Source organism: Methylobacterium sp. WL120 (assembly GCF_008039465.1).
GTDB lineage: Bacteria > Pseudomonadota > Alphaproteobacteria > Rhizobiales > Beijerinckiaceae > Methylobacterium > Methylobacterium cerastii.
In genome coordinates this window covers 1-19449 of the sequence record NZ_VRUT01000095.1, presented here as the reverse complement: position 1 = coordinate 19449, position 19449 = coordinate 1, and the positions used below count along the sequence as shown (strand labels likewise).

18 protein-coding genes and 1 other RNA gene are annotated in these 19449 nt (G+C 71.4%); 12 read left to right on the top strand and 7 right to left on the bottom strand.

Going from position 1 to position 19449, the window contains the following annotated elements; translation table 11 throughout:
• The coding region (locus FV229_RS17400; protein ID WP_147753166.1) for a heavy metal-associated domain-containing protein at positions 1 to 492 on the bottom strand (492 nt) is incomplete at its 3' end.
• A 10-nt stretch (positions 493 to 502) separates the two neighbouring features.
• Between FV229_RS17400 and FV229_RS17395 the strand changes: the two genes are divergently transcribed.
• Both FV229_RS17395 and FV229_RS17390 read left to right on the top strand, forming a co-directional pair.
• Positions 503 to 1096, top strand: a complete 594-nt coding sequence (locus FV229_RS17395; protein WP_147753165.1) for a hypothetical protein — start codon at positions 503 to 505, stop codon at positions 1094 to 1096.
• Positions 1097 to 1098: 2 nt separating this feature from the next.
• Entirely contained in the window at positions 1099 to 2352 is a 1254-nt protein-coding gene (locus tag FV229_RS17390) for a cellulase family glycosylhydrolase (protein ID WP_147753164.1), read from the top strand.
• Here the strand turns inward: FV229_RS17390 and FV229_RS17385 are convergent.
• Both FV229_RS17385 and FV229_RS17380 read right to left on the bottom strand, forming a co-directional pair.
• Complete coding sequence (locus FV229_RS17385) at positions 2306 to 3574, bottom strand: VpsF family polysaccharide biosynthesis protein (RefSeq protein ID WP_147753163.1); 1269 nt, start codon at positions 3572 to 3574, stop codon at positions 2306 to 2308. The two genes, FV229_RS17390 and FV229_RS17385, sit on opposite strands and share 47 nt — an antisense overlap.
• Positions 3575 to 3650: 76 nt before the next feature.
• Entirely contained in the window at positions 3651 to 5753 is a 2103-nt protein-coding gene (locus FV229_RS17380; RefSeq protein WP_147753162.1) for an exopolysaccharide transport family protein, read from the bottom strand.
• A 309-nt stretch (positions 5754 to 6062) separates the two neighbouring features.
• On the opposite strand from FV229_RS17380, the gene FV229_RS17375 reads away from it, so the two are divergent.
• The 6 genes from FV229_RS17375 (at position 6063) to FV229_RS17350 (ending at position 11364) form a co-directional block, all read left to right on the top strand.
• Positions 6063 to 7574, top strand: a complete 1512-nt coding sequence (locus tag FV229_RS17375) for a formyl transferase (protein ID WP_147753161.1) — start codon at positions 6063 to 6065, stop codon at positions 7572 to 7574.
• Between the two features lie 63 nt (positions 7575 to 7637).
• Positions 7638 to 7794, top strand: a non-coding RNA gene (ssrS, locus tag FV229_RS17370) — 6S RNA.
• Positions 7784 to 8371, top strand: coding sequence for a 5-formyltetrahydrofolate cyclo-ligase (locus tag FV229_RS17365; RefSeq protein ID WP_147753160.1), 588 nt, complete (start codon positions 7784 to 7786; stop codon positions 8369 to 8371). Before ssrS ends, FV229_RS17365 begins: the two co-directional genes overlap by 11 nt.
• A 2-nt stretch (positions 8372 to 8373) precedes the next feature.
• Positions 8374 to 9192, top strand: coding sequence for a TIGR00282 family metallophosphoesterase (locus tag FV229_RS17360; protein ID WP_147753159.1), 819 nt, complete (start codon positions 8374 to 8376; stop codon positions 9190 to 9192).
• Positions 9193 to 9442: 250 nt separating this feature from the next.
• Positions 9443 to 10351 (top strand): MotA/TolQ/ExbB proton channel family protein, encoded by a 909-nt coding sequence (locus FV229_RS17355; RefSeq protein ID WP_246688230.1) that lies wholly within the window; start codon positions 9443 to 9445, stop codon positions 10349 to 10351.
• Positions 10351 to 11364: a peptidoglycan -binding protein gene (locus tag FV229_RS17350; RefSeq protein WP_147753157.1), complete on the top strand. Its 1014-nt coding sequence runs from the start codon at positions 10351 to 10353 to the stop codon at positions 11362 to 11364. Before FV229_RS17355 ends, FV229_RS17350 begins: the two co-directional genes overlap by 1 nt.
• 7 nt (positions 11365 to 11371) lie before the next feature.
• On the opposite strand, the gene FV229_RS17345 is transcribed toward FV229_RS17350, so the two are convergent.
• Positions 11372 to 12394, bottom strand: coding sequence for a D-cysteine desulfhydrase family protein (locus FV229_RS17345; RefSeq protein ID WP_147753156.1), 1023 nt, complete (start codon positions 12392 to 12394; stop codon positions 11372 to 11374).
• Positions 12395 to 12478: 84 nt separating this feature from the next.
• A complete protein-coding gene (locus FV229_RS17340; RefSeq protein WP_147753155.1) occupies positions 12479 to 14323 on the bottom strand; it encodes an ABC transporter transmembrane domain-containing protein in 1845 nt (614 codons plus the stop codon).
• Positions 14324 to 14634: 311 nt separating this feature from the next.
• On the opposite strand from FV229_RS17340, the gene rpmE reads away from it, so the two are divergent.
• Entirely contained in the window at positions 14635 to 14880 is a 246-nt protein-coding gene (gene rpmE, locus FV229_RS17335) for a 50S ribosomal protein L31 (RefSeq protein ID WP_147753167.1), read from the top strand.
• A 113-nt stretch (positions 14881 to 14993) separates the two neighbouring features.
• Here rpmE and FV229_RS17330 read toward each other — a convergent pair whose 3' ends face one another.
• The gene (locus FV229_RS17330) at positions 14994 to 15524 is read right to left on the bottom strand and encodes a DUF1465 family protein (protein ID WP_147753154.1); all 531 of its coding nucleotides are present in this window, start codon (positions 15522 to 15524) and stop codon (positions 14994 to 14996) included.
• A 511-nt stretch (positions 15525 to 16035) separates the two neighbouring features.
• Here FV229_RS17330 and FV229_RS17325 point away from each other — a divergent pair.
• From FV229_RS17325 to FV229_RS17315, 3 genes are all read left to right on the top strand, one after another.
• Positions 16036 to 17340 carry a L,D-transpeptidase family protein gene (locus FV229_RS17325; protein ID WP_147753153.1) on the top strand — a complete coding sequence of 435 codons (1305 nt, stop codon included), beginning with the start codon at positions 16036 to 16038 and terminating at the stop codon, positions 17338 to 17340.
• 201 nt (positions 17341 to 17541) lie between these two features.
• On the top strand, positions 17542 to 17727 hold the full coding sequence (locus FV229_RS17320; protein ID WP_147753152.1) for a hypothetical protein: 186 nt from the start codon (positions 17542 to 17544) through the stop codon (positions 17725 to 17727).
• 170 nt (positions 17728 to 17897) lie between these two features.
• Positions 17898 to 18812, top strand: a complete 915-nt coding sequence (locus FV229_RS17315) for a DMT family transporter (RefSeq protein WP_238271377.1) — start codon at positions 17898 to 17900, stop codon at positions 18810 to 18812.
• Between the two features lie 31 nt (positions 18813 to 18843).
• Here FV229_RS17315 and FV229_RS17310 read toward each other — a convergent pair whose 3' ends face one another.
• Positions 18844 to 19116, bottom strand: coding sequence for a hypothetical protein (locus tag FV229_RS17310; protein ID WP_147753150.1), 273 nt, complete (start codon positions 19114 to 19116; stop codon positions 18844 to 18846).
• Positions 19117 to 19449: the final 333 nt, after the last annotated feature.

Genomic DNA, 19449 nt, shown 5'->3' with positions numbered 1-19449 from the left:
GGGCCGGCCCGCAGGCGCGGCCGGCGTCGCATCGTAGCCGGCCTCAGCCACCGCCGCGACGAGGTCCGCGTCGGCGACGACGCCGGCCGCCGCCGTCACCCGCGCCCGCTCGGTGGCGAGGTTCACCGAGGCTTGCGAAACCCCGGGCACCGCCCGCAGCGCCGCCTCGACCCGCCCGGCGCAGGAGGCGCAGGTCATGTCCGCGACGGCGAAGTCGCGGGTCTCGGTGCCGACGTCGTAGCCGGCATCCGTCACGGCGCGGGCGAGGGACGCGGCCGGCACGCCAGTCGCGACGGTGACGCTGGCCCGCTCGGTGGCAAGGTTCACGGAGGCGCTGGCGACCCCGGGGACCGCCCGCAACGCCGCCTCGATCCGGCCGGCGCAGGAGGCGCAGGTCATCCCGAGGACGGGGAGGGCGACGGTTCGGACGGCCTCCGTCGCGTGCGCCTCGAGGGCGATCGGGGTGAGCGTGTCGGAGTCGGCTTTCAGCATAAGAGGAGAGATGGGGCTTCCCACGGTGGGAAGGTCAAGGCCGCCGGACGTCGGATCGTCGCTTCGGTTTCGCGGATCGCCAAGCCCGCTGCGGAGATCGAGCATCGCGAATGCGCGGTGCCGCACCGGAGGGCGCGGCGAGCCAGGCCCGGCGCTCCGCGATCAGCCGCCGCAGGCGGGCGCGTCGGGCGTTCGGCCGGATGCAGTCGCAGCTCTCGATGCCGGCCGGGTCGCAGCTGAGGATCGAGAGGATCGCCACCGCGATCCCGAGGATGCCGAGGGCGACGAGGGGCCATGCGAGGCCGAGGCCGACGAGCGCGGCGATGGCGAACTTCCCGGCCAGGGAGCCGACGAGCTTGGTCTTCGCCAGCGCGAGCAGGGCGCCGCCGCCGCCCGCGCCGCGGCCCGGGCGGCGGCCCGGCGGCGGGCGGCCGACTTTTCGTGGGGCGACATCCTCGCCGCCTACGAGCGAGAGGTGCGCCGGCTCGGCGGCTACCCGCCATCCTCCGAGCCGGTTTCGGACGGGACGCGCCCCCTCGGCGTCGATGCTCCTGATCCCGTCGAGGGAAGCCCGAGAGTGACGGCGGCGGACGGGGTCGCCTGACGATGGATGCGAACCGCCGTGCGGTCATCGGTGGCGCCGTGGCGCTGACGCTCGCCGGTCCGGCCAGGGCCGCGCCGCCCGAGCCGCTGGTCCTGCGCCGCGGCATCAGCCTGTGGCCCTGGTTCTCGCTGACACAGGAGTTCCCGGCGCCGCGCACCGACTACGCCTGGCCGCCGTTCCAGCCCGACCGGCCGGTGCCGAATGCCGACGACCTGCGCCGGCTGGCCGAAGCGGGGTTCGACTTCGTGCGCCTGCCGATCGATCCCGGCCCGTTCGCCGCCCTTGCCGGGGCGCAACGCGAGCGGCTGTTCGGCATCCTGTCCGAGGCGGTCGACCTGATCCTCGCGAGCCGGCTCTCCCTGGTGCTGAACGTCCAGGCCAACGCCGCGACGCACCACTACAACCCGGACCGGTTCTACGGCTCGGCGACGGCGCCGCTGCTTTCCGCCTACCGCGACGTGGTCGTCGAGCTGGCGCGGCGCTTCGGCGCCCGGGCGCCCGGCCGCCTCGCACTGGAACCGGTCAACGAGCCTCCGCAGGCCTGCGGAGCGGTGGCCTGGAACCGGGTGCAGGAGGCCCTCCTCGGCGCCGCGCGAAAGGCGGCGCCGTCCCTGACGCTGGTTGCGACCGGCGCCTGCGGCGGCATGGGCGCGGGCCTGACCGCACTCGATCCCGCGGCCTTTACCGCGCTGGACCCGGTGCTCTTCACCTTCCACTTCTACGAGCCGTACCTGTTCTCGCACCAGGGCGCGCCGTGGATGAAGGACGAGCCGATCTACCGGGCGCTGAACGACGTGCCCTGGCCGGCCCGCGCCGGGAAACTGGAGGAGACCCTCGCGGCGGTCCGAGCCCGCATGCGCGCCGACGCCCAAACCTCTGAGACGGACAAGGCAGCGGCCTACGCCGTGACCGAGACGAAGCTGAAGGAGTATTTCGCCGCCGACCCGGACCGCGGCTACCTCGACCGCAACCTCGTCGACATCCGCACCTGGGCCGACCTCTACGGCATCCCGCCGGGGCGGATCCTGATGGGCGAGTTCGGCGCCCTGAAGAGCGATGCGCGCTACGTCGCCTCGCGTGCGCCCGACCGCGCCCGCTACATCCGCGACGTGCGCGAGGCGGCGGAGGCGGCGGGCTTCGCCTGGGCGTTCTGGAACCTGTTCGACGGGCTCGGCCTGATGGACGACGCCCACCGGATCGATCCCGCGATCATCGCGGCGCTCGGCTTGGCGATGCCGGGGACGCCGAGGCGGTGACCGGTCGGCGCGGGTAGAGCACCAGCAGCATCAGCGCGAACTTGGCGAGCATGGTCGTCTTGCCGCCGATGCTCTCGAACGTGTTGATCAGCACCACGAAGGCGAGGATCGGCAGGAACACGCCGTGCCGGCACTGGCGCGCCACCTCGTAGAGGAACAGCGCGATGGCGACGATGAGCAGCACCGTCATCGCGACGCCGTTGTAGAGCAGGCTGCGCACGATCGGGTTCTCGATGCCCCATTCGAGCCCGTACATCCGGCGCAGGGTGTCGACCACCGACGGGTCAGGCCCAACGAGCAGGTCGCGGAACGGGATCGCGTCGAAGATCGCCAGCATCTCGACCCGGGCGTTGGCGCTGCCGCCGTCCGAGACGAAGCGCTCCAGCAGCGCGTCGAAGAAGCCGCCGACGGCGAGGCCGCCGACCACGATCGGCACCATGGTCAACCCGAAGGCGGCGATCGCCGCGCCGAGCAGCGGCACCCGCCCGTTGCGCAGGGTGCGGTTCAGGGCGACCACCGCGAAGACGCTGCCGAAGGCCAGCGTCACCACCGTGGCCGAGCGTCCGCCGAAGGTGATCAAGGCCACGAGCTGCAGGACGATGAACCCGGCCCGCGTCGTCGGCCGCAACCGGCCGCCGCCGTTGAACAGCGCCAGGATGTAGCAGGCGGTCAGCGTCGCGTTGGACAGGGGATGCCCCTGCAGCGCGGCCGAGCGCGTGTCGGTGTCGAAGGCCTGCCCGTCCATGCGGAACGGAAAGAAGCGCTGGCCGCTTGCGAACTCGAAGAGGCCGAGCAAGGCGTTCGTGACCATCACCGCGTGCACCGCGATCTCCACGCGTCGCATGGTGATCGCGTCCCGGTCGGCCATCAGGATCACGACGAGGCCGGTGAGCACGTAGGTGTCGATCGAGCCGGCGAGCCCAGTGCCGTTGCGTGAAGCGATGAAGGCGAGCAGACCGAATCCGACGAGGCAGAGCAGCACGCTGGCCGGCCGCCGCTCGCCGGCTGCCGCCACCGCGATCACCGGGTTGCCGGATCGCAGCATCGTCCAGCCGAACAGAAGGACCGCGAGATAGCTCGCCGGGTGGACCTTCTGCGCCGCCGAGCCGGTGATGCCGTCGTAGTTGATGCCCAGCACCCAGAGCATCCCACCCGACAGGCCCCAGGTGACGAGCGCCAGCGCCACCAAGGCCCAGGATTCGAACCCCACGAGCGACGGCAACGGGAACGCTTGCGGCGTCCGGCGCACGGAGCCGGCTGTCGCCGCGGAGCGACAGGCCCGGGTCACGGGTGCCGCCTCAGCTCGCCGCGCGGGCATCGAGCAGGAGCGAGCCCGAGACCGGCCGACCGAGGGCTTCCGACGTGCCGACGAGGTTCAGGAGGTCGCGCTGGCGGGTGGCGCCGTTGCGCACGATCAGCAGCAGGCGGTCCGCCGCGGCCGCGACCGGCCCGATCCGCAGGTTCTCGGAGAGCACGCCGCCATCGAGGATCACCAGCTCGTAGCGCCCCTTCACCCCGGCGAGGAAACGCTCGACGTTGGTGCGCAGGAACGCGTCGCGCACCGGCTTCTGCGCGTCGCCCATGCCGATCCGGCGCGCGCCCGTGGCCGGGTCGAGGCGGGCGACGGCGTTCAGGCTCTGCTCGCCGCGCAAGACGTCGAGGAGGCCGCCGACCTGCGAATCATCGATGCGCATGTCGGCGTCGACGATCAACACGCGCTCGCCGCGGGCGACGGCGACGGAGGCGAGCAGGTCGATCACCGCCTTGCGGTCGGCGTCCTCCGCCTCGCCGGAGGTGACGAGGATGCTGATCGAGCGGCCGCCGTCGGCCGATTCGTGCAGGTGGTCGAGGGTGAAGCCCGCCGCCGACGCGCTGGCGCCGTCGCCCCCCCGGCGCAGGCGCGGCAGGGTCGCGACCACCGGAGCGTTCGAAAGGCGTTCGAGCTGGCGCTGCGACAGCACCGTCGGCTCGGCATATTCCCGCACCAGGGCGAAGCCGGTGCCGAGGCCGAGGCCCGCAAGCGAGGCGGCGAGCACCAGGAACAGCCGCGGCGGCCACGAGGAATCGGCGGGCGGCCGCGCCCAGGTGATGACGCGGGCGTTGGTGGTATCGATCCCGGTCTGCTCCTTCAGCTCGCGCGAGCGCACCAGGAAGTTGTTGTAGACCGAGCGACTCGCTTCCACGTCGCGCTCCAGCTCGCGCAGGCGGATGCTCGACTGCGCGCTGACGGCGGATTGCTTCTGGAGCTTCTCGAGGTCCGCGGTGAGCGTGCGCTCGTTGGCCTGCGCCCGCTGGTATTCGGCTTCCGCGGCTTGCGCGATGCGCCCGAGTTCGCTGTCGATCAGCTGCTTCACGTCCTGCATCTGCGCCCGGGTCGCGGCGATGAAGGGGTGCCGCTCGCCGAGGTTGGTGCGCAGGTCCGCCTCCTTGCTCGCGAGCTCGGCGTACTGGCCGCGCAGGCGGTCGATCACCGAGGATTGGATCGCCTCCGGCGTCGCGCCGGCGGCGAAGGGCCGGCCGCGGGCATCCTTGACGCCCTGCAGGCGGGCGCGGGCCTCGGCCGTGCGGGTGCGGGCCGCGACGACGCGGGCGTTGCTGTCGGTGAGCTGCTGCTCGCCGACGAGGCGCCCGCTCGATGCGATCAGCCCGTTCTTCGCCTTGTAGTCCTCGAGCCGCATGTCGGCCTGGTTGACGGCAGCGCGCAGGTCGTCGAGGCGGCCGCGCAGCTCGCCCGCCGCGCGCTTGGCACCCTCGGCCCGGGCCTCGCTCTGGTCGGAGAGGTAGGATTTGGCGATGGCGTTGACGATCCGGGCCGACTTGTCCGGGTCGGTGGTCGTGACGATGACGTCGACGACGAAGACCTTGTCGGCGCGCTTCACAGCGAGCTTGCGCCGGAGCCGGTCGAGGGATTGGCCGCGGGCGTCGACCAGGCGTTCGGGCTGCGGCCCGGTGACGAGCTCGCGCAGGGAGCGAGCGGCGCCCGCGACGGCTCCGCCCTTGGCCGCGCCGAACTCGGGATCCTTGTCGAGCCCGGTCTCGGCGATGGCGCGCGACAGAACGGTGTCGGATTCGATCACGCGGACTTGGCTCTCGACCTGCGTCACGCCGCCGTCGGGCGCGAGCGCGCCGGGGTTGATGTCGTTGGTCACGACCATGCGGTCCCTCGGGTCGATCAGGAGCTGCGCGGTCGCGGTATAGAGAGAGGGCGTCACGACGGCGTAGGCCAGCGCCGCCAGGCCCAGGACGGCGGCCGTGCCGAGGATCATCTTCCAGCGTCGGGCGAGGATGCGCCACAGGTCGCCGAGCTCGGCCGTCGTCTCCGGCTTGGACGGCGCGGCGCGCTCGGGCACCATCGGCTCCATCCAGGCCGAGACGGCGAGGTTTCTGTTCAGCTGTTCCACCGTCGGACACCGTCGTCTCGAATGGGGTCGTTTTTATGGACGTGCGACCTGACAGTGCAAGTTGCGCGCAAGTGAATGAAAATCCCTCAAGACTGCGTAGGGGCGCAGCTTCTGGGATCGATTCTTGCGGCGAGGGTTAATCTAGATCAGCCGCCCGCTCTGTTTTTCCGGTTATCGTCTCGGTTACAAAATTAGTGATAGATCGCGATGGCGGGTCGCGTCGGGCATCCGGGATTGGCGCTGGACGCCGATCCCGCCCAGCGCCCACGCTGCGTTCGAGGGCATGTCTCAGAAAGATCGGTCGGCGGCATGCGTCTGAGGTTGCGTCTCGATGGTCGGAGGCCGCGGCTTTGGCAGGCGCAGCTGCTCCGCCGGGTCGCCGGCCTGCCCGGCGTCGAGGCGATCGAGATCGATGCCCGTCCCGGGTCGGACGTATGGCCTGCCAACGCCGACCTGCTGTTCTCCCTGGAATCGCTGATCCACCGCCTGCCGCGCTCGGGCGCCTCGGCGCCCGCCGACCTGTCGGCTTGGCCGCAGGCGGGGCGCGCCCGCCCGGACCTGATCCTCGACCTCTGCGGCGATGTCGAATCCGAGGCGGCCGATGCGATCTGGCGGCTGACCTTCGACGGTTGCGCCGGCGAGGCGGGCCTCCTCGCCAGCCTGCTGGACGGGCGGGCGCCGGGGATCGCATTTTCGGACGGAAGCCGGGTCGTCGCGTCGGGCCGCACCGGCACCGAGCGTCGCGGCGTGATGTTGACTTCCTTCGACGACGCGCTGTTCCGCACGGTGTCGCTGCTGTCGGCCGCCGTCGCCGGGCGCCGCGAGCCGAGCCCCATCCGAGCCGACGCCGACGCGCCGCCGGCCGAGCTTCCCGCCCGCGAGATCCTGGCGCGGACCGGGCGCATCCTCGCCCACGCGATCGCGCAGCGGCTGTATCACCTCTGCTACCATGCCCCGCACTGGCGGGTCGGCTGGCGCCGGCTCGCCGGCGGGCCGGATGTGATCGACCTGCGCCGCCACCCCGACGCCGGCTGGACCACGCTGCCCGACGACGGCCGGCGCTTCTACGCCGACCCGTTCCCCCTCGACCATCGCGGCGAGACCTGGCTGTTCGTCGAGGACTACGTTCACGCGCTGGCCAAGGGCATCGTCTCGGCGGTTCGGGTCGGGTCCGATGGGCCGATCGGCGTGCCGGTGCCGGTGCTGGAGGAGGCGCATCACCTGTCCTACCCGTTCGTCTTCGTGCGCGACGGCGAGGCCTGGATGGTGCCCGAGACCGGCAGCGCCGGCACGATCGAGCTCTACCGCGCCACCGCCTTCCCCGGCGGTTGGGTGAAGGAGGCGACGCTGGTGTCCGGAGTGGTGGCCAGCGACGCGACGCTCGTCGAGCACGGCGGCCTGTGGTGGATGTTCGCGACGGTCCGCGACGCGCCGCTCGGGGCGGCGCTCGGCAGCGGCTCCTACTCGGATGCGCTCCACCTCTGGTCGGCCCCGGATTTCCGCGGGCCTTGGACGCCGCACGCCCACAACCCGGTGCTGGTGGACGTCGCCTCGGCGCGTCCGGCCGGACGCATCGTCGCGCGCGGCGGCGCGCTGATCCGACCGATCCAGGATTGCACCGAGGGCTACGGCCGCGCCCTCGCGCTCGCGCGGATCGACCGCCTGGACGCCGACGGCTACGCGCAGACGGTCGAGACCCGGCTCACCGCCGGCCCGGCCTGGCCCGGCACGCGCCTCCACACCCTGAACCGGTCCGCCAGGCTGGAATGCATCGACGGCTCGGCGCGCTCGCCGCGGCTGCGCACGATGCTCGGCCGCTGAAATCGCAGGAGCCGGCGCCGCCGACCCCTGGCGCGACGGGGGTCGCACCGCTACATGGGTTGTGCGGGGCTGCAGAGTCCGTCAGGAGCACTTTCCCCGGGGCCTTATCGACTCCCCCGGGAGCTGTCCCTGGCCTCGTCCCTGGACTTGGTCAACACGGCGCCCACCTACACTGTAGGTTTCCCGGGATCGATCCTCCAACGGCTCACGTGGCTCCGCACTCGACTTCCTCCGACAAGGCCGCCCTGCGCGGCCAAGCCCTCGCCCGGCGCGACGCCCTCGACCCGGATGCCCGGCGCTCCGGATCGCTTGCGATCGCCGAGCACGTTCTGACGGTCGACGGCCTCGCCGACGCCGCCCTCGTCGGCGCGTTCTGGCCGATCCGCAGCGAGGTCGATCCGCACCCGCTGATCGAGCGGTTCTTCGCCCGAGGGCAGCGGGTCGCCCTGCCGAAGGTGACGCCGGACGGGCTGGTGTTCCGCGAGTGGCGCGCCGGCGAGGCGTTGGTCGCCGGCCGCTTCGGCCTCAGCGAACCGCGCGACGACCTGCCGGCCCTCGACCCCACAGCCCTGATCGTGCCGCTGGCGGCCTTCGACCGGCGCGGCCAGCGCATCGGCTACGGCCGCGGCTACTACGACCAGGCGATCGCCCGGCTCTCGCGGAACGGGCCGGTGCTCACCGTCGGCATCGCCTTCTCGGTCCAGGAGATCGACCGGGTCCCGGCCGAGCCGCACGACCGCCCCCTCGACCACCTCGTCACCGAGGCCGGCTTCGTTCCCCTGAGCAAAGACCTCTGACGATGCGCCTCCTCTTCCTGGGCGACGTGGTCGGGCGCCCCGGCCGCAAGGCCGTCACCGACCGGCTCCCGTCCTTGCGCGAGCGCTGGCGGCTCGATTGCGTCGTCGTCAACGGCGAGAATGCGGCCGGCGGGTTCGGCATCACCGAATCGATCTGCGACGAGATCCTGGGGGCCGGCGCCGACGCGGTGACGCTCGGCAACCATTCCTTCGACCAGCGCGAGGCCTTGGTCTTCATCGCCCGCCAGCCCAAGCTCGTGCGGCCGGCGAACTACCCGCCCGGCACGCCGGGCCGCGGCGCGACCATCGTCGAGACCCGCGCCGGCGCCCGCATCCTCGTCGTCAACGTGATGGGGCGGCTGTTCATCGACGCGCTCGACGACCCCTTCGCCGCGGTCGAACGCGAGCTGTCCGCCTGCCCGCTCGGCGAGGCCGCCGACGCCGTGATCGTCGACGTGCATGCCGAGGCCACGAGCGAGAAGCAGGCCTTCGGCGTGTTCCTCGACGGCCGCGCCAGCCTCGTCGTCGGCACCCACACCCACGTGCCCACCGGCGACCACCGCATCCTTCCCGGCGGCACGGCCTACCTGACGGATGCCGGGATGTGCGGCGACTACGATTCGGTGCTCGGCATGCAGAAGGAGGAGCCGCTGCGCCGCTTCCTGCAGAAGACGCCGGGCGCCCGCCTGGAGACGGCGCAAGGGGAGGGGACGCTCTGCGGCATCGCCGTGGAGACCAACGCCGCCGGCCTCGCCGTGCGGGTCTCGGCCGTGCGCCTCGGGCCTCACCTTGAGGAAACCTGGCCTCGGGACTGGGATTAGCGGCTTCGAACGCCGGGAACGACAGTCGCGCGGCTTGATCGCACCGGAGGCTGACGCCACAGTGCCGGCCTGTTCGATCGAGGCCGCCGATCATCTTCGGGAGACGGCCTCGCGTCATCTTCCCCTCGCGTCACCTGCCGAAGAGTCGCGACCGATGGCCGCCCGTTCCGACACCGCGTTTCCCGCCGCCCCGAGGGCGGAGGGTCCGACCACGAGGCCGATCGCGAAGCCGGGTATCTACCTGGTCCGGATGCTGGTCTTCCTGATTCTGGTCGGCTTCCTCGCCTTCATCCTGTTCCGGCAGATCACCCCCGCCTTCCAGGCCAACCCGGGCCTGAACGGACTGATCCTCGGCGTGCTGCTGATCGCGGTGCTGCTCGCCTTCGGGCAGGTGATCCGGCTCTACCGCGAGGCGTCCTACGTCAACGCCGTCGCGTCCGGCGAGGCGGCCAAGCGCCCGCCGAGCCTCGTCGTCCCGCTGGTGCCGGCGATCCAGGCCCGGCGCGAAGGCGCGACGCTTCCCGGCGTCCGCCCGTTCCTCGATACCGTCGCCGCGCGCCTCGACGAGGGCCGGGACATCCTGCGCTACATCGCCGGCATCCTGATCCTGCTCGGCCTGCTCGGTACGTTCTGGGGCTTGATCGACACGCTCTCCGCGGTCGGCTCGGTCATCAAGTCGATGCGCGGCGGCGGCGAGGCCAGCGTGATGTTCGACGAGCTGAAGAACGGGCTCGCCGTCCCCTTGAGCGGCATCGGGCTGGCGTTCTCGGCGTCGCTGTTCGGCCTGGCGAGCTCGCTGATTACCGGCTTCCTCGACCTGCAGGCGGGGCAGGCCCACGCCCGCTTCCACAACGAGCTGGAGGATTGGCTGGTCTCGGGCGAGGCGGCGGCCGCACCCGCCCTCGCCCAGGCGCACCCGGAGCCCGCGGCGGCCGAGGCGCTGAAAGAGGCGGTCGAGCGGCTCACCGCCGTCTTCTCGGAGGGCGCGAACGGGCGCGCGGCGACCCAGGCGATGACCAACCTCGCCGAGGGCATCCAGGGCCTCGTCCAGCACATGCGCGCGGAGCAGCAGATGATCCGCGACTGGGTCGAGGCCCAGGCCGGCCGCGAGCGCGAGATGAAGCAGGTGCTCGACCGGCTCGGACGCGAGCGGGCCTGATGGCCTCTCGTCTCGTCCGCCGCGACCGCAGCGTCAACGTCTGGCCGGGCTACGTCGACGCGCTGGCGACGCTGCTGCTGTCGGTGGTGTTCCTGCTGACGATCTTCGTCGTCGGCCAGTTCTTCCTGTCGCAGGAACTGACCGGGCGCGACACCGTGCTGGCCAAGCTCAACCGCCAGATCGTCGACCTCACCGACCTCCTGGCGCTGGAGCGCTCGAACCGGCGCGGCCAGGAGGAGACGGCGCAGGCGTTGCGTAACACCCTGCTCGCCGCCGAGGCCGAGCGCGACCGTGCCCGCGCCGACGCCGCTGCGTCCGCCGCGCATCGCGGCCAGGCAGGCGACCTCGACAAGCAGCTACAGGCCGAGCGGAGCGCCGCCGGCCGGGCGCAGTCGCAGATCGACATGCTCAACGACCAGATCGGCGCGATGCGGCGCCAGCTCGCAGCCCTGGAGGATGCGCTGGCAGCCTCGGAAAGCCGGGACCGCGAGAGCCAAGCCCGGATCGCCGACCTCGGCAGCCGGCTGAACGTCGCGCTCGCGCAGAAGGTGCAGGAGCTCGCGCGCTACCGCTCCGACTTCTTCGGGCGCCTGCGCCAGATCCTCGGCAACCGCACCGACATCCGCGTCGTCGGCGACCGCTTCGTGCTGCAATCCGAGGTGCTGTTCCCGGCGGGCTCCGCCTCGCTCAAGCCGGAGGCCGGCCCGGAGCTCGATCGGATCGCCGGGGCGATCCTCGATCTCGCCAAGCAGATCCCCTCCGACCTGCCCTGGGTCCTGCGCGTCGACGGCCACACCGATGCGCGGCCCATCGCGAGTGCGCAATTCCCCTCGAACTGGTCGCTTTCGGCCGCGCGCGCCATCGCCGTGGTCCAGTACCTCGCCAGCAAGGGGCTGCCGCCGCAGCGGCTGCTCGCCGGCGCCTTCGGCGAGTTCCAGCCGCTCGATGCCGGCACAACCGAGGAAGCTTACGCCAAGAACCGGCGCATCGAGATGAAGCTGACCGAGCGCTGACGGTCGCTCAGCCCTCGGCGAACGCGCTCGGATAGGCGAATAGCCCCGGCACGCCACCGGTCATCAGGAACAGGACCGCATCGCCCGGCCGGTAGTGACCCGCCCGGATGTCGTGCAGCAGCCCGGCGAAGGCCTTGCCGCTGTAGACCGGATCGAGCAGCACGCCTTCGGTGCGTGCGATCAGCCGGACGGCCTCGCGCATCGCGTCGGTCGGGATGCCGTAGCCCGGACCGCGATGGCTGCCATCGACCACGACCTCGGACGGGTCCAGCGTCGCGCCGGGCTTGAGCAGCGCCAGGGTTGCGTTGGCCTTGGCCAGCGTCTCGGCCTCGGCCTGCTCCTGCGTCGCCAGCACAGCGTAGGATTTCGCAAGCTTCGGGTCGCGCCCCATCGCGAACAGCCCGGCGGCGAGGCCGGCATGGGTCCCCGCGCTGCCGTTGGCGGTGATGATGTGGGCGAAGGTGACACCCATCGCCTCGGATTGCGCGACGATCTCCTCGGCGCACGCCGCGTAGCCAAGGCTGCCGACCGCGCTCGATCCACCCGACGGGAACACCTGGACGCGCCGGCCCTCTGCCCGCAACGCAGCGGCGCGAGCCTCGGCTGCCGCCAGGGAATCGGCGTCGCCGGCCAACTCGTGGACGCTGGCGCCGAACAGGTCGTCGAGGAAGCGGTTGCCGTTGCCGGTGTAGTCCGGGTCGGTCCGTGGGACGGTGCGCGTGAGGAAAAGCTCGCAGGCGAAGTTTTCACGCGCGGCCGCCGCGGCCGTCAGGCGCGCATGGTTGGATTGCAGGGCGCCGACCGTGATGACGGTGTCGGCGCCATCGGAGCGCGCGGTCCCCAGCAGGAACTCGAGCTTCCTGAGTTTGTTGCCGCCCCCGCCGACATACGCGATGTCGTCGCGCTTCATGAAGAGGCGGACGCCGTTCAGCGCCGCGCCGAGGGCCGACGAGAGCCCGTTGAGCGGCTGGATCGGCGTCGGATGCGGGACCAGCGCAAGGCGCGGGAAGCGGTCGAGGTCGAGGCTCATGCCATCGATCTAGCGCGTCGCGTCGCCGCGACGAACCGGGAAAGCCCCCGGGGCGAACGCTCGAAGCGCGCCTCGGCGAAGGCGCTACTCGCCGGCTGAGACGCTCACCCCGCGCACCCGCGGCTCCTTGCCCCGCGCAGTCTCGTCGAGCGCGTCGGTGAACTGGAGCGCGGCGAGCTGCGCGTAGAGCGCGCCCTGGGCGAGCAGGCTCTCGTGGGTGCCTTCCTCGACGATGCGGCCCTCGTCGAGGACGAGGATGCGGTCGGCGGCGCGGATGGTGGCGAGGCGGTGGGCGATGACCAGGGTCGTGCGCCCGCGCATCAGCCCGTCCAGCGCCGACTGCACCGCGCGCTCGCTCTCGGCGTCCAGCGCCGAGGTCGCCTCGTCGAGGAGCAGGATCGGCGCATCCTTGAGGATCGCGCGGGCGATGGCGACGCGCTGGCGCTGGCCACCGGACAGCGTCACGCCGCGCTCGCCCACCGGTGTGCCGTAGCCCTGGGGCAGGGCGCGGATGAAGCCGTCGGCATGTGCCAGCTCGGCGGCGCGCTGCACCTCTGCGTCGCTCGCATGCGGGCGGCCGTAGCGGATGTTCTCGGCGACCGAGCCCGAGAACACCGTGGGGTCCTGCGGCACCAGCGACATGCGGGCGCGCAGGGCCTCCGGGTCGACGCGGGCGATGTCGACGCCATCCACCAGCACCCGACCGGATTGCGGATCGTAGAAGCGCAGGAGCAGCTGCAGCACCGTGCTCTTGCCGGCCCCCGAAGGACCGACAATGGCGATGCGCTCGCCCGGCGCCGCAGCGAAGGCGAAGCCGTCGAGGGCCGCGGTGGTGTCGCGGGTCGGGTAGGCGAAGCGCACCGCCTCGAAGGTGACGGCGCCGCGGGCCGGCACCGGCATCGGCACCGGGTCGGCAGGCGGCTTGATCGCCGGCACGGCGGCCAGGATCTCGCCGAGGCGTTCGGCAGCACCCGCGGCCTGGGCGAGCTCGCCGTAGACCTCCGAGAGCTGGCCGAGCGCGCTCGCGCCGAACACCGCGTACAGCACGAACTGCGACAGCTGCCCGGCGCTCATGGTGTGGGCGAGCACCCCCTGGGCCCCGTACCACATCACCCCGACGACGGAGGCCGAGATCAGGAAGATCGCCACGCCCGTGAGCAGCGCGCGGGCGCGAATCGATTCGCCAGCCGCGGAGTAGGCGTTCTCGGAGGCCTGGGCGAAGCGGTCGGCGGTGGCCGCGCCCATCCCGAAGGCCTGCATCGTGCGCACCGCGCCGACGGCTTCGGCGGCGTAGGCCGAGGCGTCGGCGAGGCGGTCCTGGGCGGCGCGCGAGCGGCGGCGCACGCCGCGGCCGGAAACGATCAGCGGGAACACGATCAGCGGGATCGCCACCAGCACCAGCACCGAGAGCCGCGGGCTGGTGATCACCATCATCGCGACGGCGCCGACGAACAGGAACAGGTTGCGCAGCAGGATCGAGATCGAGACGCCGAACACCGCCTTGACCTGCGTCGCGTCGGCGGTGAGCCGCGAGACGATCTCGCCGGACTGCGTCTTGTCGAAGAAGGCCGGGTCGAGGAGCGTCAGCTGCCGGAACACGGCGCTGCGGAGGTTCGCCACCACCCGCTCGCCCAGGGTCACCACGGTGTAGTACCGGGCGGCGCTCGACAGGGCGAGCACCGCGACGACGCCGAGCAGCGCCAGAAAGTAGGCGTTGATCATGCTCTCGCCCTCGGGCGAGAAACCGTGGTCGATCACCCGGCGCATGGCGATCGGCACCGTCAGCGTCGCACCGGACGCCGCCAGCAGCGACAGGAAGGCGGCGACGATCCGCCCGCGATAGGCCGCCGCGAAGGGGATCAGCGGCCGGAGCGAGCTCAACGGCGCCTTGTCGCGACCCTCGGCGGGCGGGTTCTTCTTGCGGGCCATCACGCCTCTGGTGTTTCGTCCCTCGTCCGCGCCACAAGCGTGCTTGTGAGCGGCCGGAGCCTGCGGTATACGCGCGCCTTCTTCCGATTGCGCGTGTGCAATGGCCGCGGGCCGCCAAGACGGGCCGTCGGCATCGCATGAGCGGTTCGCACGAACGTGAGGTTCGTGGCAACGGCCCGATCACAGAGTTTCAACCCACGGATCTTACGGGCGCGCCCTCCGCGCTCCCGGAGTTCGTGCACCGTCGAGGACGACACGTCATGGCAAAGAGCCCGGCCGTAAAGGCCCAAACGAATTCCGCCCCCGCGCCCATCGTCAAAGAGAAGAGGACCGGCGCGACGGTGCACCCCGAGTACCACTTCATCAAGGTCGTGATGACCGACGGCACCGAGTACCGGACGCGCTCGACCTACGGCAAGGACGGCGACACCCTGAACCTCGACATCGATCCGCTGACGCACCCGGCCTGGACCGGCGGCGAGCAGAAGATGCTCGATCGCGGCGGCCGCGTCTCGCGCTTCACCTCGCGCTTCGGCAACCTCGTCGGCCGCAAGTAGTCGGCCGCAAGTAGTCGGCCGCAAGTAGTCATCGAATGCCCGGCCTCGCGCCGGGCGCAAACGAAAAGGGCGGCACCGCGGTGCCGCCCTTTTTGCGTTCCGGCCCGAGCCGGTCAGGCCTGGAGGCCGGGGAAGGCCGTGCGCAGGCGGTTCTGCTGAGCCGCGACCGGGCTCTCGACTGCGACCGGCGTCGGGCGGTCGTCCGAGATCAGCCCGTCGAGGTGCAGGATGCGGGCGTGCAGACGGCGCGCGCGCAGGATGAGGTTCTGGAGCCGGACCGGCAGCAGCGTGAAGCTCTCGGCCTTCGGCGCCTCGGTCGCGGCGAGCCGCACCCGGTTCTTCTCCTGCAGGGCCTGGCTTGCGGTCAGCTCGCCCTCGGAGACGGCGCGCTGAACCAGCAACCACGACGCGATCTGCATCAGCAGGGTCGTCAGGCGCATGCTCTCGGAGGCGTAGGACAAGGTCGCGTCCCGCGAGATCAGGCGCGACTCGTCGCGGCCTTCGCCATCGAGGTAGGCGGCCGTCTCCTCCACCAGGGCCATGCCGTCGTGGAACAGGGTCCGGAAGGCTTCCGAGGTGACGTAGGTGCGGCCGAAGTCGACCCAGTCCTGCTCGTCCCGGAACGTGACGTCGTACCCGTTCATCCTACCTCCTGCGTCGCTGCCGGAGCCGGTGCCGTCCCATCTCGGAACGCGTCCGGCGTCTCAGCGACCCGTGCCGCAATCCTAGCGCCGATCCGGGGAGCGCGCCGCGACAACCCAACGGTAACCTTAACGGCGCACCCCGGGCGCCGCCTCACGACTGCCGAGACCGAAGCGCTCGCGAAGAAGCCTGCGAATGGCCACGGCGATAGATGTCGCCCGACATCAAGGCCGAAGCGCGACGCCGCATGCGACGAGGCCGACGAACCCGATATCCGTCGCCACCGCGTCGACGCGGCCGTCGGGCACGACGCCTATCCGGTCCCCTAAAACGCGCCGTTCGCGCTGTGGCGCGTAGGCCGCATGCGCTCGTGATGTGCGCGCTCGCACCGGCGCGCCACAATATAGCCCTGTCGCCATGGAGTCTTAACCGTACCCGGACACCCTGGGCCCAAGGGAACAGGCGGAACACCGCCGGTTCCACTTCGCCCATCCATGGACCAGAGCCACCACGATGCTCATTCAGGCTACCACCCGCGCCACCCTGAGCCTCGCGCTCCTCGGCACCGTCGCCCTCGCGGCCCCGGCCTCGGCGCGTGAGGCCGCCGGAGCCGGCTACGCCCAGGCCGAGTGGGCGCAGGACTACGCCTCGCCCGCCGCGATGCAGGTCCAGCGCTCCTCGACGCCGATCCTATCGCCGCAGACGGTGGCCACCACCGAGCAGATGGTCGAGCGCTACAAGGAGATCGTCTCCCGCGGCGGCTGGAAGCCGGTGTCCGGCGCCGACCGCCTGCGCATCGGCGCCCGCGGCCCGGTCGTCGGTGCGGTGCGTCAGCGCCTAATCGTGACCGGCGACATCGACCCGGTGGCCGGCAATTCCGGCGTGTACGATTCCTACGTCTCCGCCGGCGTGAAGCGCTTCCAGGCCCGCCACGGCCTGAGCCAGACCGGCACGATGAGCATGGCGACGCAGCAGGCCATGAACGTGCCGGCCGACATCCGCCTGCGCCAGCTCGAGATCAACGCGGTGCGCCTGCGCTCCTACTCGGGCAACCTCGGCAACCGCTTCGTCATCACGAACATCCCGGCGGCGCTGGTTCAGACCGTCGAGAACGGCCAGGTCGTGACGCTGCACGCCGCCGGCGTCGGCAAGATCGACCGCCAGTCGCCGATCATGAACACCAAGGCGACGCAGATCAACTTCAACCCCTTCTGGACGGTCCCGGCTTCCATCGTGAAGAAGGACCTCATCCCCAAGATGCAGAAGGATCCGAACTACCTCACCGACAACAAGATCCGCATCTTCACCGGCGAGGCCGAGATCCAGCCGTCGCAGGTGAACTGGAACTCGGACGAGGGCACGCGCTACCGCTACCGCCAGGATTCGGGCGCCGACTTCAACTCGATGGGCATCGTGCGCATCAACATCCCGAACCCCTACGGCGTGTTCATGCACGACACGAACACCAAGGGCGTGTTCGGCGACGACTTCCGCTTCATCTCCTCGGGCTGCGTGCGCGTGCAGAACGTGCGCGAGTACATCACGTGGCTGCTGAAGGACACGCCCGGCTGGGGCCGCGAGCAGGTCGAGCAGGCGATCGAGAGCGGCAAGCGCGTCGACGCCACGCTGTCGTCGCCGGTGCCGGTCTACTGGACCTACATCACCGCGTGGGCGACGCCGGATGGCCTCGTTCAGTTCCGCGACGACATCTACAAGCGCGACGGCGTGAACGTGCCCTCGACGATTGGCGCGGCCACCCCGGTCGCCAGCGCCGAGACCGCGCCGCAGAGCTTCGAGCCCGGCGACGAGGAGAACTAGGCTCGGTACCATCGGCCCTTCGAGGTTCGCTGAAGCGGCCCGCATCCACCCGGATGCGGGCCGCTCTCGTTCTCACACGCCGCTTCCTCCACACGTGGACGCAGGGACAAATCTTCGGGACGTACAGCCATCGCGCGCGTCCGCATTCTCGCTCAAGTGAGACGACCGAGGCCCCGCGGCCGTCGAGCGAGAGAACGTCGGATGGAACGCACGGCATCGATCCCCGCCTGGGTCGCGCGACGCGGCTGGAGCCGGCGAAACCCGCACTGGGTGCAGGTGTGGCTCGACCGCAAGCCGAAGGCCGGCGGCTCCAAACCCAAACTGTCGGCCACGCAGGCCTCGACCGCGACGATCCTGCCGTTCTCGCGGGACAAGGACTGGGCCTGATCGACGGCGGGCCTCGCACCACGCGCTGGCGGCACGGCGCGCGTGCGGCCGGGCGGGTGCCGGCCGGCCGCGCCGTCGATTAAGGTTCGCCGATCCCGGCGGCCCGAAGGTCCAAGACGATTTTCCGCGACGAAACGATGCCTGCCGGCCCGACGCCGCCAGCCGACCCGATGCCCGCAGCGAACGTGGCGCCCGGACGCGATCGGCGGCGCCTCGTCGGCATCGCGCTGATGTGCGGGACGCTGGCGTTCTTCGCCTGCCTCGACGCGTCGGCGAAGGTGCTGGCCCGGGCCGGCGTCGACCCGCTACTCACCACTTTCATGCGCTACTTCGTGAGCGTGGCGCTGATCTCGGTGTTTCTGAACCCGGTGACGACGCCCACGGTAATGCGCAGCCGCCGCCTCGGCCTGCAGGTGGTGCGCTCGCTGCTGCTGTTCGGCTCGACGGCGCTCAACTTCTTCGCGCTTCGCCACCTCCAGCTCGCCGAGACCCTATCGATCCAGTTCGCGGCGCCGCTCACCGTGGCTTTGCTCGCCGGCCCGCTGCTCGGCGAGTGGTCGTCCCGCGGACGCCTGGCTGCGATCGCCGTCGGCTTCCTCGGCGTACTGGTGATCGTGCGTCCCGGGGTCGGCACCGTGCATCCTGCGGTGCTGCTCAGCCTCGGCAACATGCTGTGCTACGCGCTCTACATCCTGGCGACGCGCAAACTCGCGGCCCACGATTCGACTGCGACCACGATGGTCTATTCCGGTCTCGCGGGGATCGGCGTGATGACGCCGCTGCTGCCCTGGATCTGGACCGAGCCGGCCTCGCTCACGGTGTGGGCGCTGCTCGTCGGGATCGGCCTGTTCGGCACGATCGGGCACTGGCTGCTGATTCTGGCCCATGCGAGGGCGCCGGCCAACGTGCTCGCGCCGTTCCTCTACACCCAGCTTCTGTGGTCGCTGACCCTCGGCTTCCTGCTGTTCGGCGACGTCCCGAACCGCTGGACCGTGCTGGGCGCGGCGATCATCGTCGGATCGGGCCTGTATCTCCTCGCCCACGACGCGATCGCGCAACGAAAAGGGCCGGCCACCCGAAGGTGACCGGCCCGTTCGCACGTCGCGCGCTCCGGGCTTAGCGGCCCATGCGCTCGCGGCGGTCCATCCGCTCCTCGCGGCGCTCCTCGCGGTCGCGGCGCGACGGATCGGGATCGACGCCGAGCACGCCGCCGACGGTCCCGGTCGCCGCGCCGAGGGCGCCGCCAACCACGCCGCCGACCGGACCGGCCGCGCGGTTGCCGTCCTCGACGCCGCGCTCGGCGCCGCGAACGGTGCCCTGGGCCTGGGCAGCAACCGACAGGGCCAGCGGCGAAAGGATGAGGGTCGTGGCGATGAGCAGTGTCTTCATGGTCTCGAATTCCTTGATCGGGTTGGGTTTCTGTCCCGGCCGCACACCGCGCAGGCCTTGGGCTCGTGAAGTGTCAACGGCCGAAACCGTGAAAGGTCGCATTTTCCTAAGCGAGGATCCGGGCCCGGCGTGAACCGGGGCCAGGCCCGGCGCCGTCGCGCTCGTTTCAGCGGCGGTGGCGGCGGTGATGCCGGACGGCGCGGCGCGAGCGCAGGTCGGTGCGGTAGGCGCGGCGGCCGGGATCGATCCCGAGCGCGCCGTTGACCGTTCCGACAGCCCCGCCGACAGCCCCGCCGACGATGCCGCCCACCGGGCCGCCGCGCCTACCGCACC